The organism is Streptomyces hygroscopicus, assembly GCF_026168105.1.
GTDB lineage: Bacteria > Actinomycetota > Actinomycetes > Streptomycetales > Streptomycetaceae > Streptomyces > Streptomyces hygroscopicus_D.
Genome location: NZ_LBMW01000019.1, coordinates 33,481 through 47,591 on the forward strand (window position 1 = coordinate 33,481; position 14,111 = coordinate 47,591).

12 protein-coding genes are annotated in these 14,111 nt (G+C 69.2%); 3 read left to right on the top strand and 9 right to left on the bottom strand.

Annotated elements, in window-relative coordinates:
- Positions 1-68: 68 nt before the first annotated feature.
- The 3 genes from AAW14_RS19525 (at position 69) to AAW14_RS19535 (ending at position 2,773) form a co-directional block, all read left to right on the top strand.
- Positions 69-1,094 (top strand): hypothetical protein, encoded by a 1,026-nt coding sequence (locus tag AAW14_RS19525; protein WP_265565168.1) that lies wholly within the window; start codon positions 69-71, stop codon positions 1,092-1,094.
- A 177-nt stretch (positions 1,095-1,271) separates the two neighbouring features.
- The gene (locus AAW14_RS39765; RefSeq protein WP_416223336.1) at positions 1,272-1,544 is read left to right on the top strand and encodes a hypothetical protein; all 273 of its coding nucleotides are present in this window, start codon (positions 1,272-1,274) and stop codon (positions 1,542-1,544) included.
- A 53-nt stretch (positions 1,545-1,597) separates the two neighbouring features.
- Positions 1,598-2,773 (top strand): glycerate kinase, encoded by a 1,176-nt coding sequence (locus AAW14_RS19535; protein WP_416223337.1) that lies wholly within the window; start codon positions 1,598-1,600, stop codon positions 2,771-2,773.
- A 108-nt stretch (positions 2,774-2,881) separates the two neighbouring features.
- Here the strand turns inward: AAW14_RS19535 and pssA are convergent, their stop codons facing one another.
- The 9 genes from pssA to AAW14_RS19580 form a co-directional block, all read right to left on the bottom strand.
- A complete protein-coding gene (gene pssA, locus AAW14_RS19540) occupies positions 2,882-3,703 on the bottom strand; it encodes a CDP-diacylglycerol--serine O-phosphatidyltransferase (RefSeq protein ID WP_265565273.1) in 822 nt (273 codons plus the stop codon).
- A 22-nt stretch (positions 3,704-3,725) separates the two neighbouring features.
- Entirely contained in the window at positions 3,726-4,382 is a 657-nt protein-coding gene (locus AAW14_RS19545) for a phosphatidylserine decarboxylase (RefSeq protein WP_265565171.1), read from the bottom strand.
- A 170-nt stretch (positions 4,383-4,552) separates the two neighbouring features.
- Complete coding sequence (locus tag AAW14_RS19550; RefSeq protein WP_265565172.1) at positions 4,553-5,758, bottom strand: acyl-CoA dehydrogenase family protein; 1,206 nt, start codon at positions 5,756-5,758, stop codon at positions 4,553-4,555.
- A gap of 2 nt (positions 5,759-5,760) precedes the next feature.
- The gene (locus AAW14_RS19555) at positions 5,761-6,273 is read right to left on the bottom strand and encodes a MaoC family dehydratase (protein WP_234518857.1); all 513 of its coding nucleotides are present in this window, start codon (positions 6,271-6,273) and stop codon (positions 5,761-5,763) included.
- A gap of 4 nt (positions 6,274-6,277) precedes the next feature.
- Positions 6,278-7,243 carry an HpcH/HpaI aldolase/citrate lyase family protein gene (locus AAW14_RS19560; RefSeq protein WP_265565173.1) on the bottom strand — a complete coding sequence of 322 codons (966 nt, stop codon included), beginning with the start codon at positions 7,241-7,243 and terminating at the stop codon, positions 6,278-6,280.
- Positions 7,240-9,288, bottom strand: coding sequence for a protein meaA (locus tag AAW14_RS19565; protein WP_265565174.1), 2,049 nt, complete (start codon positions 9,286-9,288; stop codon positions 7,240-7,242). The genes AAW14_RS19560 and AAW14_RS19565 overlap by 4 nt, the downstream gene beginning before the upstream one ends.
- A gap of 18 nt (positions 9,289-9,306) precedes the next feature.
- Entirely contained in the window at positions 9,307-10,644 is a 1,338-nt protein-coding gene (gene ccrA / locus AAW14_RS19570) for a crotonyl-CoA carboxylase/reductase (protein ID WP_265565175.1), read from the bottom strand.
- Positions 10,645-11,089: 445 nt separating this feature from the next.
- A complete protein-coding gene (locus AAW14_RS19575; protein WP_265565176.1) occupies positions 11,090-11,902 on the bottom strand; it encodes a TetR family transcriptional regulator in 813 nt (270 codons plus the stop codon).
- 136 nt (positions 11,903-12,038) lie between these two features.
- A complete protein-coding gene (locus AAW14_RS19580; RefSeq protein WP_265565177.1) occupies positions 12,039-13,844 on the bottom strand; it encodes a 3-hydroxyacyl-CoA dehydrogenase family protein in 1,806 nt (601 codons plus the stop codon).
- Positions 13,845-14,111: the final 267 nt, after the last annotated feature.

Consider the following 14,111-nt stretch of genomic DNA (forward strand, 5'->3'; position numbering starts at 1 on the left):
CCCGTCTCACATGGTACGAGCCGCGATGCTACTTGTCACGTAGTACGAGGTGCGTACTATAACGGGCCATGGAACACGTGAAGGAGAACCACCGGGCCTACTCGGCAGGAGTCTGGGCGAGCCTCGGCGCGGCCGGTGTGTTCGAGGCGTCGACGGTGCTGGAGACCCAGGACAAGACGGTCAGGGCGGCCAGCCCGTGGCAGGACGACCCGTACGACGTGGTGGTGTCCCTGGCTCAGTTCGCGGTGCCGATGCTCGCCCTGGTGATCGCGTTACGGCTGCTCGTGTGGCGGGTACCGGGGGGCGCGGACCGGGTGCAGCAGACGGTGCGTGCGGCGGGGGCCATGGTCACGCTGGTCGGACTCACGGTGGTGTCCGAGTGGGCCGCGGTCATCGCCGGGGCGCCTGCCTCGCCCTCGGGGACATGGGCATCGGTGCTGATCGGCGGGCTGGTCGTCAACTCCTTGCTGACCGGGGTGGCAGCGGTGTCGCTCGGGCGATGTCGCCGCCGGCGCCGTTTGGCCGGCGGCCCGCGGAGCGACTGGCTCGGCGACGCCGTCTTCCTCTGCCGGCGGATTCCCGTGCTGCGGCGCTGGGCCGGTCCTGACGCGGCGGTCTGGGTGCGCCGGCGCGCGATGACGGTGTTCGTCACGCTGAGCACGCTGGCCGCGGCGGCCCTCACCGGTGCGCAGGCCATCGGCGAACGCTGGACGGACCCGCTGCTGATCGCCTGGTTTCTGGTCGTCGTGGCGACCTCCGACCTCGCGTTCTGCGTGATCAGCAACGCGGTCGCGGGCTTCATCGCCCGGCCGCCGCGCACCCGGCCCCGCCGTATCGCCGAGGCATCGGCCATCGCCGGGTGCGTCGCGATCAGTGTCGCGACGGCGTTCCGTGACGCGCTGTGGCCGATGTTCGGGACGGGCTCGTTGACGTCCGTACCGGCCTTGGCCGCCCTCACGCTCGGCGCCGGTCTGGTCACGTCTCTGGTCACGGCTGCTCTTCTGCTCGCGTGCTCGCCGCATGACCCCGCCGGCTTGCGCCGCCGCTTCGGCGCGGCCGCCACCCACCTTCAACGACCCGGTACGCGCCGGTGAAAGGCGTGACGATGGGACCGTCCACAGCGCAGGAACAGGCGATACCGACGATCTGTGCCCGCGAGCTGTCCAAACGGTACGGACGCAGGCAGGCCGTCAGCGGGCTCAGCTTCGCCGTTTTACGCCGGTCAGATCTGCGCGCTGCTCGGCCCGAACGGGGCGGGCAAGACCTCCACGATGCGGATGCTGGTCGGCCTGTCGTCCCCGGACACCGGCAGCGCGAGCATCCTGGGCGAACCGGTCGGGCTGGGCGTGGACGTGCTGCGCGCAGTCGGCGTGCTCATCGACGGACCCGCGTTCGTGCCGCACGGCCCAGCCAGCCCCCGAGGATACGGTCCGCGAGCTCGTTGCCCACAGGGGTCATGGCTCCGGTTTACCCCCTTGGGCCGGTGGTTGCGCGGTGTTCCGGGGGCCGGACGGGGCATGACGGCCGGGGCGTCCGTTGGCTAAGGTCGCAGCGGCGCGACTGCCTTGACGTGCGCAAGGCCTGAAGAGCAAGGGGTATGCGGGTGGCGGACGCTGCAGTGAACGGCACCGGAACAGCACAGACGCCGCGGCGAGTGCTCATCGCCGCGGACAAGTTCAAGGGATCGCTGACGGCCGTCCAGGTCGCCGAGCGGGTGGCGGCTGGGCTGCGCCGGGTCGTGCCGGGACTCGAGGTCGAGGCGCTGCCGGTGGCCGACGGAGGCGACGGCACGGTGGACGCGGCGGTCGCGGCCGGGTTCGAACGCCGCGAGGTCCGGGTCGCGGGCCCTCTCGGCCACGAGGTGACGGCGGCGTTCGCGCTGCGCGGCGGGACCGCGGTCGTGGAGATGGCGGAGGCGAGCGGGCTGCAGCGGCTGCCGGCCGGGGTCTTCGCACCGCTGACCGCGTCCACGTACGGCTCCGGGGAACTGCTGCGGGCCGCGCTGGACGCCGGGGCGCGGACGATCGTGTTCGGGGTCGGCGGGAGCGCCACGACGGACGGGGGCGCGGGGATGCTCTCCGCGCTCGGGGCACGGTTCCTGGACTCCGAGGGCGAGCCGGTGACACCGGGCGGCGAGGGACTGGCGGAGCTCGCTCGCGCCGATCTGTCCGGCCTGGACGCGCGGCTGGCCTCGGTCGATCTGGTACTCGCGAGCGATGTGGACAACCCGCTGACCGGGCCGAAGGGCGCGCCCGCCGTGTACGGGCCGCAGAAGGGCGCCACGCCGGACGACGTGGAGGCGCTGGACGCAGCGCTCGCGCACTACGCCGAGGTGCTCGAGGAGGCGGTCGGTCCCCGGGCGGCGGAGTGCGCCGCGTCGCCGGGCGCGGGGGCAGCGGGCGGCATCGGGTACGGGGCGCTGCTGCTCGGGGCGCGGTTCCGGCCCGGGATCGAGGTCATGCTTGACGTCCTGGGTTTCGCCCCGGCTCTTGACCGGGCCTCGCTGGTGATCACGGGTGAGGGCTCGCTGGACGAGCAGACGCTGCACGGCAAGGCCCCGGCGGGTGTCGCCGCGGCCGCGCGGGCGGCGGGCAAGGAGGTCGTCGCGGTCTGCGGTCGCCTGACCCTGAGGCCCGAGGCCCTGGAGAAGGCGGGCATCCTCCGGGCGTATCCCCTGACGGAGGTGGAACCGGACGTCGCGACGTGCATCGCGGAGGCGGGGCCGATCCTGCAACGGGTGGCGGAACGCATCGCGCGGGACTTCCTGAGCTGAGCGGGTCCGAGTCCGCAGACAGTGACCAAACGGGATGGCATACGGGTGTGGGCCCGAGCCATATGGCTCGGGCCCACACCCGTACGCGTCACCCGTCTCCCGGCAGGGTTACGGCACCTGCGCCGTCCGCGCCTCGCGCCGGTTGTCCCGGAAGTTGTGCACACGCCGGGCCGTGGCGAAGAGCGGGATCACCGCGCCCATGACCAGCTGCAGCGCACAGCCCGTCTGGAGGAGCAGCTGACCGCTCGGGGCGTCGAAGGCCCAGGCCGCCAGGAGGCCCATGCTCAGCACGATCCAGGAGAGCATCGCCACCGCGAGACGGCCCCGCGGTTTCGGGTACTCCACCCGGCTGACCATCAGCCACGCCGTGCCCAGGATCGCCAGGAGCGTGGCGAAGAACGGGAGCTCGAGAAGGACGATCGAGACCACCGTCAGCGCGCCGAACGGCGAGGGCATGCCCTGGAACATGCCGTCCTTCATCGTCACGCAGGAGAATCTCGCGAGCCTGAGTACCACCGCGAGCAGCACCACGATCGCTCCGAGCGCGGCCACCCTCTGGTGGGCGTCGTCCGCCACCATGCCGTAGACCAGCACGAAGTACGCCGGTGCCAGGCCGAAGCTGATCAGGTCCGAGAGGTTGTCCAGCTCCGCGCCCATGGGCGAGCTGCGCAGCTTGCGCGCCACCAGACCGTCGAACAGGTCGAAGACCGCCGCGCACAGCATCAGGATGACGGCCGTGGCCGCGCTGTGCCGGGCCATGCCGGCCGACTCGTCGTTCCCCGTCAGATGCGGGATCAGGATGCCCGTGGTGGTGAAGTACACCGCCATGAAGCCGCACGTGGCGTTACCGAGGGTGAGGGTGTCCGCTATCGAGAGGCGGAGCGAGAGGGGCATCTCCTCCTCGTCGTCCACCTCGTCGGCCTCCGGCACCCACCCGGACTTGGTCTCGGGATCAATCACGGTCAATGCGAGTCACCCCAGCCACGGTCTTCTGGCCCACTTCGACCGCGACCTCCACGCCCTCGGGCAGGTACAGGTCCACGCGCGAACCGAAACGGATCAGACCGATCCGGTCACCCTGCTCGACCTTGGTGCCCTGGGGCACGTACGGCACGATACGGCGGGCGACCGCTCCGGCGATCTGGATCATCTCGATGTCGCCGAGCTCGGTGTCGAAGTGCCAGACGACCCGCTCGTTGTTCTCGCTCTCCTTGTTGAACGCCGGAACGAACCCGCCGGGGATGTGCTCGACCGACGTCACCGTGCCGGAGAGCGGCGCACGGTTGACATGGACGTTGAGCGGGCTCATGAAGATGGCGACGCGGGTGCGTCCGTCCTTCCACGGCATGATGCTCTGCACCACACCGTCGGCGGGCGAGATCACCCGGCCCTGGGCGATCTCGCGCTCGGGGTCGCGGAAGAACCACAGCATGCCCGCCGCGAGCGCGGTGGCGGGCACGGCCACGGCCTTGGCGGCGCCGGAGCGGCGCGCCCGGGCCAGGCTGAGGGCTGCGGTGGCAACGGTCGGGAGAAGCCACGGCGATGCTCCGCGCGCGAGGCGTACGCCTGCCAGGCTGTCGCGTGGTGCAGAGGTTTGGCTGTGGGGCATGGATGACCTTCGTAGCGGATGATGCCGCGCTTCAATGGGGGACGGCGGCTTTCCGGCGATCGTACCGGTCGCGGGCCACAACTGGGCAAGCCAGGAAGCCGAGTCCGCAGCCGAAGAGTGTTGACGGGGTGTGATCTTCTTCGCGAAGAAAGCACCCCGAACCCGAACATTCAGCCCTGGAGTCGATACTCTTCGAGCAGTCGGCGACCGATGATCATTTTCTGGATTTCGGCGGTACCTTCGCCGATCAGCAGCATCGGGGCCTCACGGTAGAGGCGCTCGATCTCGTACTCCTTCGAGAAGCCGTAGCCGCCGTGGATCCGGAAGGCGTCCTCCACGACCTCCTTGCAGTATTCGGAGGCGAGGTACTTCGCCATCCCTGCTTCGAGGTCGTTTCGCTCTCCGGAGTCCTTTTTGCGTGCTGCGTTCACCATCATGGCATGAGCGGCCTCGACCTTGGTGGCCATTTCCGCCAGTTTGAACTGAATCGCCTGATGCTGGGCGATCGGCTTGCCGAAGGTGTGCCGCTGCTGGGCGTAGGAGACACCCAGCTCGAAGGCACGCTGAGCGACACCGCAGCCACGGGCCGCGACGTTCACCCGGCCGACCTCGACGCCGTCCATCATGTGGTAGAAGCCACGGCCGGTGACCCCGCCCAGCACCCTGTTGGCGGGAACGCGCAGGCCGTCCATGATGAGCTCGGTCGTGTCGACACCCTTGTAGCCCATCTTGTCGATCTTCCCCGGGATGGTGAGGCCGGGACGGACCTCGCCGAAGCCGGGCTCCTTCTCGACGAGGAAGGTCGTCATCGACTTGTGCGGCGCCGTGCCCTCGGGGTGTCCTTCGTCACTCCGGACGAGCACGGCGACGAGCGAGGACGTACCGCCGTTCGTGAGCCACATCTTCTGGCCGGTCAGGACGTACTCGTCGCCGTCCTTGACCGCCTTCGACGTGATCGCCGACACATCGGAGCCGAGGGCCGGCTCCGACATCGAGAAGGCGCCGCGGATCTCGCCCAGCGCCATCCGCGGCAGGAAGTGGTCCCTCTGTTCCTGCGTGCCGTGCTGCTTCAGCATGTACGCCACGATGAAGTGCGTGTTGATGATGCCGGACACCGACATCCAGCCGCGGGCGATCTCCTCCACGCACAGGGCGTAGGTGAGGAGCGACTCGCCCAGGCCCCCGTACTCCTCGGGGATCATCAGACCGAACAGGCCCAGCTCCTTGAGGCCGTCGACGATCTGCTGCGGGTACTCGTCGCGGTGCTCCAACTCGGTCGCGACCGGGATGATCTCCTTGTCCACGAAGTCGCGGACCGTGGAGACGATCTCCTGCTGGACGTCCGTGAGTCCGTGGGTCTGGGCGAGACGGCTCATCTCTACTTCTCCTGCTGCTTCAGCTCCGGGCGGCCGGGCTGCTCGCCGCCGCGCTCCTTGATGTACGTCTCGGTGGGAACCATCACCTTGCGGCGGAACACGCACACCAGGGTGCCGTCCTGCTTGTAGCCCTTGGTCTCGACGTGGACGATGCCGCGGTCGTTCTTCGACTTCGACGGCCACTTGTCGAGCACGGTCGTCTCGCCGTAGATCGTGTCCCCGTGGAAGGTCGGCGCCACGTGCTTGAGCGACTCGATCTCCAGGTTGGCGATCGCCTTGCCGGAGATGTCCGGGACGGACATTCCGAGCAGCAGCGAATAGACGTAGTTGCCCACGACGACGTTCCTGCCGAAGTCCGTCGTCTTCTCCGCATAGTTCGTGTCCATGTGGAGGGGGTGGTGGTTCATGGTGAGGAGACAGAACAGGTGGTCGTCGTACTCGGTGACCGTCTTGCCCGGCCAGTGCTTGTACGTCGCCCCGACCTCGAACTCCTCGTAGGTGCGTCCGAACTGCATGACCTCACGCCTCCGGGATCTCGAACGTGCCGGTCCGCTGCATGCCGGCGGCACGGCCCTTGCCCGCGACGACCAGTGCCATCTTGCGGCTCGCTTCGTCGATCATCTCGTCGCCGAGCATCGCCGAGCCCTTCTTGCCGCCGGCCTCGGACGTGTAGTACTCGTACGCGTCCAGGATCAGCTCGGCGTGGTCGTAGTCCTCCTGGGACGGCGAGAACACCTCGTTGGCGGCATCCACCTGACCCGGGTGCAGCACCCACTTGCCGTCGAAGCCCAGCGCGGCGGCGCGTCCCGCCACCTCGCGGAAGCCGTCCACGTTGCGGATCTGCAGGTAGGGGCCGTCGATCGCCTGGAGGTTGTTGGCCCGGGCGGCCATCAGGATCTTCATCAGGATGTAGTGGTAGGCGTCCGCCGGGTAGCCGGGCGGCTGCTCGCCCACGACCAGCGACTTCATGTTGATCGACGCCATGAAGTCGGCCGGGCCGAAGATGATCGTCTCGATGCGCGGGGACGCCTGGGCGATCGCGTTGACGTTGTTGAGGCCCTGGGCGTTCTCGATCTGAGCCTCGATGCCGATCCGGCCGACCTCGAAGCCCATCGTCTTCTCGATCTGCGTCAGCAGCAGGTCGAGCGCGACGACCTGCTCGGCGCTCTGCACCTTCGGCAGCATGATGCAGTCGAGGTTCGGACCCGCACCCTCGACCACCGTCACGACGTCGCGGTACGTCCACTCGGTCGTCCAGTCGTTGACGCGCACAACGCGCGTCTTGCCCGTCCAGTCGCCCTCGTTGAGGAACTTGACGATGGTGTGCCGCGCCTCGGGCTTGGCCAGCGGCGCGCACGCGTCCTCCAGGTCCAGGAAGACCTGGTCGGCGGGGAGGCCCTGCGCCTTCTCCAGGAAGCGGGGGTTGCTTCCCGGGACCGCGAGGCAGGAGCGCCGCGGACGCAGACGGTTGACGGGCGTTGTCATGCGGGGACCTCCAGGGGGTCGAGCTTGTTCGCTTTCCGGATCTCGTCGACGATACGACCGATGATCCCGGTGATGTCGAAGTCCTTCGGGGTGAAGACCGCGGCCACTCCAGCGGCCCTGAGCTGCTCGGCGTCGCCGTTCGGGATGATCCCGCCGGCGACCACCGGAATGTCGGCCGCACCGGCCTCACGCAGCCGCTCCAGCACGTCCGGCACCAGTTGGGCGTGCGAACCGGAGAGGATGGAGAGACCGACCGCGTGCACGTCCTCCGCGAGGGCCGCGTCCACGATCTGTTCGGGGGTCAGCCGGATGCCCTGGTAGACCACCTCGAATCCGGCGTCACGGGCGCGCACGGCGATTTGCTCCGCACCGTTGGAGTGTCCGTCGAGGCCCGGCTTGCCGACCAGGAAGCGCAGCTTGCCTACGCCGAGTTCCTGAGCGGTGGCGTCCACCTTGCGGCGGACCTGAGCCAGCGCGGTGCCCTCCTCGGCGGCGACGGCCACCGGCGCGGACGAGACACCGGTCGGCGCGCGGAACTCGCCGAACACCTCGCGCAGGGCCCCGGCCCACTCGCCGGTCGTCACTCCGGCGCGGGCGCACTCGAGAGTGGCCTCCATGAGGTTGTCGGTGCCCTTGGCCGCCTCCTTCAGCCGCTCCAGCGCCTTGCACGGGCGCGGGTGGTTGAACGGCGGCTGGTAGCGGGTGTCACGCCAGTGCCGGAGCGACTCGATGACGCGTGCCTCGACCGCGGGGTCGACCGTCTGGATCGCGGTGTCCAGGTCGGCCGTCAACGGGTTCGGCTCGGTCGTCTCGAAGATGTTGACGCCGACGATCTTCTCCTGGCCGGACTCGATACGGGCCCGGCGCGCCGCGTGCGAGGAGACGAGCTGCGACTTGAGGTAGCCGGACTCGACGGCGGCCATCGCGCCGCCCATCTCCTGGATCCGCTCGATCTCGGCGAGCGACTCCTCGACCAGCTGGCCCACCTTCGCCTCGATGACCTTCGAGCCCTCGAAGATGTCGGCGTACTCCAGCAGGTCGCTCTCGTGCGCGAGAACCTGCTGGATGCGCAGCGACCACTGCTGGTCCCAGGGCCGCGGAAGGCCCAACGCCTCATTCCAGGCGGGGAGTTGGACGGCACGCGCGCGTGCGTCCTTGGAGAGGGTGACCGCCAGCATCTCCAGCACGATCCGCTGGACGTTGTTCTCGGGCTGTGCCTCCGTCAGGCCCAGGGAGTTGACCTGGACGCCGTAGCGGAAGCGGCGGTGCTTGGGGTCCTCGATGCCGTACCGCTCGCGCGTGATCCTGTCCCAGATGCGGCCGAACGCCCGCATCTTGCACATCTCCTCGACGAAGCGGACGCCCGCGTTCACGAAGAAGGAGATGCGGCCGACGACATCGCCCATACGCTCCTGCGGCACCTGGCCGCTGTCGCGCACGGCGTCGAGGACGGCGATCGCCGTCGACATCGCGTACGCGATCTCCTGCACCGGTGTGGCGCCCGCCTCCTGCAGGTGGTAGCTGCAGATGTTGATCGGGTTCCACTTCGGTATGTGGGAGACCGTGTACGCGATCATGTCGGTCGTCAGCCGGAGCGAGGGACCCGGCGGGAAGACGTGCGTGCCCCGCGACAGGTACTCCTTGACGATGTCGTTCTGGGTCGTGCCCTGGAGCTTGGTGATGTCCGCACCCTGCTCCTCCGCGACGACCTGGTAGAGCGCCAGCAGCCACATGGCCGTGGCGTTGATGGTCATCGAGGTGTTCATCTGCTCCAGGGGGATGTCCTGGAACAGCCGGCGCATGTCACCGAGGTGCGCCACCGGGACGCCCACCCGGCCGACCTCGCCGCGGGCGAGGATGTGGTCGGAGTCGTAGCCGGTCTGCGTCGGCAGGTCGAACGCCACCGACAGACCGGTCTGTCCCTTGGCGAGGTTGCGCCGGTACAACTCGTTGGACGCCTCGGCCGTGGAGTGACCGGCGTAGGTGCGCATGAGCCACGGCCGGTCCTTCTCCCGCCTCGTTCCGGCAGGCTGACGCTCAGTCATCTATGACCTCCGCTGTCCTCAGATGTTCCGGAAGCGGTTGATGGCGTCGACGTGCTTGGCGCGCATCTCCTCGTCCCGCACGCCCAGGCCCTCCTCGGGGGAGAGGCACAGGACGCCGACCTTGCCCTGGTGGAGGTTGCGGTGCACGTCGTACGCGGCCTGACCGGTCTCCTCCAGCGAGTACACCTTGGAGAGCGTCGGGTGGATCTTGCCCTTCGCGATGAGCCGGTTGGCCTCCCAGGCCTCGCGGTAGTTGGCGAAGTGCGAGCCGATGATCCGCTTGAGGGACATCCACAGGTAGCGGTTGTCGTACTCGTGGTTGTACCCGGAGGTCGAGGCGCAGGTGACGATAGTGCCACCCTTGCGCGTCACGTACACCGAGGCGCCGAAGGTCTCGCGGCCGGGGTGCTCGAAGACGATGTCCACGTCCTCGCCGCCCGTCAGCTCACGGATGCGCTTGCCGAAGCGCTTCCACTCCTTCGGGTCCTGGGTGTGCTCGTCCTTCCAGAACTTGTAGTCCTCGGCGGTGCGGTCGATGATCGCCTCGGCGCCCATCGAGCGGCAGATCTCCGCCTTGGCCGGCGAGGAGACCACACAGATGGGGTTGGCGCCGCCCGCGAGCGCGAACTGGGTGGCGTACGAGCCGAGGCCGCCGCTCGCGCCCCAGATCAGCACGTTGTCGCCCTGCTTCATCTGGGCGCCGTTACGGGAGACGAGCTGCCGGTACGCCGTGGAGTTGACCAGGCCGGGGGCCGCGGCCTCCTCCCAGCTGAGGTGGCCCGGCTTGGGCATCAGCTGGTTGGACTTGACGAGCGCGATCTCCGCGAGACCGCCGAAGTTGGTCTCGAAGCCCCAGATGCGCTGCTCGGGGTCGAGCATCGTGTCGTTGTGGCCGTCGGAGGACTCGAGCTCGACCGAGAGGCAGTGCGCGACGACCTCGTCGCCCGGCTTCCAGGCGTTGACACCCGGGCCGGTGCGCAGGACGACGCCCGCCAGGTCGGAGCCGATGATGTGGTACGGCAGGTCGTGGCGCCTGGTGAGCTCGGAGAGCTTGCCGTAGCGCTCCAGGAAGCCGAAGGTCGACAGTGGCTCGAAGATCGAGGTCCACACCGAGTTGTAGTTGACCGACGAGGCCATGACGGCCACCAGGGCCTCGCCCGGGCCGAGCTCGGGCAGCGGGACCTCGTCGACGTGCAGCGACTTGCGGGGGTCCTTGTCGCGGGTGGTGAGCCCCGCGAACATTTCCGTCTCGTCCTTGTGCACGGTGACCGCGCGGTACGACTCGGGGAGCGGGAGAGCGGCGAAGTCGGCGGACTTGGCCGTCCCCGACTGGATCGCGTCCAGGATGTCCTTCACGGTGTTGCCTCCGGCGAATGGCGTCTTGAGGGGAGACGCTGAGGGTTACGTCGGTGCTGCTGCTGGTGAGAGGGGTGCCGTCGGTTCGGCGGAGGTGGTGCTGTGGCAGCGCTTTGTGGCGCGGGAGGGTGCCTGTGACGCAGGCGTCCGGGCGCGCTCGCCGGGGAGGCTTGCGGGGACAGCCGACGTACGAAAGGTCTCTGCACGCCGGCCGCCCGGACAACTTCACGTTATGGCACGGCGTGTCACCCCGCAAGGCACTGGGTGCCAGATATTACTCTCAGATGAAATCTTTACGTAACAAATGAGCGATGATCGATCAAAGCTACCGCCGAGTAGCGCAACGGGGGGCGAGCCGGTGACGGAACGGGCCGGTGACGGCACCGAGTGCCATCACCGGCCCGTTTCCGGGTGGTGCGAATGTCCGTGAAAGGTCCCTGAAGGGCTAGGAGTGGTCCTTGAGGACCTGCTCGATGGTGCGCATGACCTCGTCGAGCGGTGCATCGGTTCGGGCCACCGCCACCAGTACCTCCCCCTGTGCGGTCACGGAGGCCGGTGCGGATCGGGGTGCGGTCTCGCGCCCGGCGCCGATCCCCGTGCCGAATGTCTTCCGTACGATCGCGAAGGCGTGGTCCAGCTGCGCCTCGACGTCCCCCTGGCCCCCTGCCCGCAGCCAGCGCCGCAGGACGTGGTTGTGCGCGGTGACGACCGCCGACGCGGCGACCTCGGCGAGCAGCGGATCGTCGTTGGCGTCGTCGTCGTGCGCGTGCTCGTCGAAGTGGCCGAGCAGATATCGGGTGAAGAGGCGCTCGTAGCGGGCGACCGAGGCGATCTCCGCCTCGCGCAGCGTCGGCACCTCGCGCGTCAGCTTGTAACGCTGCACGGAGATCTCCGGCCGGGCCGCGTACATCCTCATGACTTCCTTGATGCCGCGGCACACGGTGTCCAGCGGATGCTCGTGCGCGGGCGCCGCGTTGAGCACGGCCTCAGCTCTGACCAGGGTGTCGTCGTGGTCCGGGAAGATCGCCTCTTCCTTGGAGCGGAAGTGGCGGAAGAAGGTCCGCCGGGCGACCCCGGCGGCCGCCGCGATCTCGTCGACCGTGGTGGCTTCATACCCTTTGGTGGCGAATAGTTCCATCGCCGCAGCCGCCAGTTCTCGGCGCATTTTGAGCCGCTGGGCGGCGGCACGACCGCCTGCGGCACTCTCCGGTGCGTCGGGCGCAGCTGGTGTACGTGAGGACTTGGCGGGCTGGGACATGCCCTGAACGTACTGCATGTGCGCGGGGTGGTGCGCAGGTCCGGGGTACCCCCCGCCCCTCGGGGACGGGGGGTGGCCGGCCGGATCGAGCAGTCCGCCCCAGTCGGCTCCGCCCTCGAACCAGTCGCCGGGCCGGTCAGCGCTTGGCATATTCGCGGAAGCCCCGGCCGGTCTTGCGGCCGAGGCAGCCCGCGGCCACCAGGTGCTCCAGGAGCGGCGCGGGGGCCAGACCCGGGTCGCGGAACTCGCGGTGCAGGACCTTCTCGATGGCCAGCGAGACATCGAGACCGACCACGTCGAGCAGTTCGAAGGGCCCCATCGGGTAGCCGCCGCCCAGCTTCATCGCCGCATCGATGTCGTCGAGCGACGCGTAGTGCTCCTGCACCATCTTGATCGCGTTGTTGAGGTACGGGAACAGCAGCGCGTTCACGATGAACCCGGCCCGGTCGCCGCAGTCGACCGGGTGCTTCCTGACGGAGGAGCACAGCTCGCGGACCGTGGCGTGCACATCGTCCGCGGTCAGCACCGTACGGACCACCTCGACCAGCTTCATGGCCGGGGCCGGGTTGAAGAAGTGCATCCCGATCACGTCCTGCGGGCGCGAGGTGGCGCGGGCGCAGGCGACCACGGGCAGCGAGGAGGTCGTGGTCGCCAGGATCGCGCCGGGCTTGCAGACCTTGTCGAACGTGGCGAACAGCTGCTGCTTGACCTCGAGGTCCTCGGCGACGGCCTCCAGGGCCAGGTCGACGTCGGCGAAGTCGTCGTAGGAGCCCGTCGGCCGGATCCGGTCGAGCGTCTGCGCGGCCGCCTCGGTGGTCAGCCGGCCCTTGTCGACCGAGCGCGCGAGGGACTTTCCGATACGGGCCTTGGCGGCCTGGGCCTTCTCCTCGGTGCGGGCGGCGAGGACGACCTCGTACCCGGCCTTGGCGAAGACCTCGGCGATCCCGGACGCCATGGTGCCGGAACCGGCGACACCGACCGAGCGGACCGTGCGGCCCGGGGCCGGGTCGGCGCCCTCCGCCGGGGTCAGCGCGTCGCTCACGACGGCCGGGCTGCCGGCCGCCTCGTAGGTGTAGAAGCCGCGCCCCGACTTGCGGCCGGTCAGGCCCGCCTCGCTGAGCTGCTTGAGGATCGGGGCGGGCGCGTGCAGCCGGTCGTGGGAGGCCGCGTACATGGCTTCCAGGACCGTACGGGCCGTGTCGATGCCGATCAGGTCGAGCAGCGCGAGGGGGCCCATGGGCAGCCCGCAGCCCAGCCTCATCGCGGCGTCGATGTCCTCGCGCGAGGCGTACTTGGCCTCGTACATCGCGGCCGCCTGGTTGAGGTAGCCGAACAGCAGCCCGTCGGCGACGAATCCGGGCCGGTCGCCCACCGCCACGGGCTCCTTGCCCAGGTCCAGGGCCAGATTGGTGACGGCGGCGACGGAGGCGGGCGCGGTCAGCACGGACGAGACGACCTCGACCAGCTTCATGGCCGGCGCCGGATTGAAGAAGTGCAGCCCGAGGACGCGCTCAGGACGTGCCGAGTCGGCCGCGAGCCGGGTGACGGAGAGGGCGTTGGTGCCGGTGGCCAGGATGGTGTCGGGGCGCACGATGCCGTCGAGGGCGCGCAGGACCTGCTGCTTGATCTCGTACGACTCCGGGACCACCTCGATGACGAGGTCGGCGTCGGCGGCGGCCCTCAGGTCCGTGAAGGTGCGGAAGCGGGCGAGGGCGTCCTCGCGCTCCTGCTCGGTCAGGCGTTCGCGGCTGACCGCACGGGCTGTGGCGCTCTCCATGGTGGAGACCGCCTTCGTGGCCGCGGCCTCGCTGATGTCGATGCCGATGACCTCGCGGCCGGCCCGGGTCAGCACCTCGGCGATGCCGGTGCCCATGGTGCCGAGGCCGACCACGGCAATGGTCTTGAGCGGGGACAGGGGGGTGTCGGACATGGGAGTGGCCATCGCGGGACTCCAGGTATGAGGGTGACGACTGAGGAGCGAGCCTGGATACGCCAACGGGCGCACACAGTGCGGAGAATGCGGGTGTAGCCGGGCTGACGAGCGCACACGCCCGGGGGCCGAAACCGGACGTCGAACGCCCGGAAACGGTGATCCGACCGGCCCTGTCCCGGAGCCGGGTCGTACTGAGGTACACGAGGTACCGAACCGACCAACACCCGCAGCGGCTGCGTCACCAGGCCGCTGCGAGGCACGCGAGTGGGTAACTCG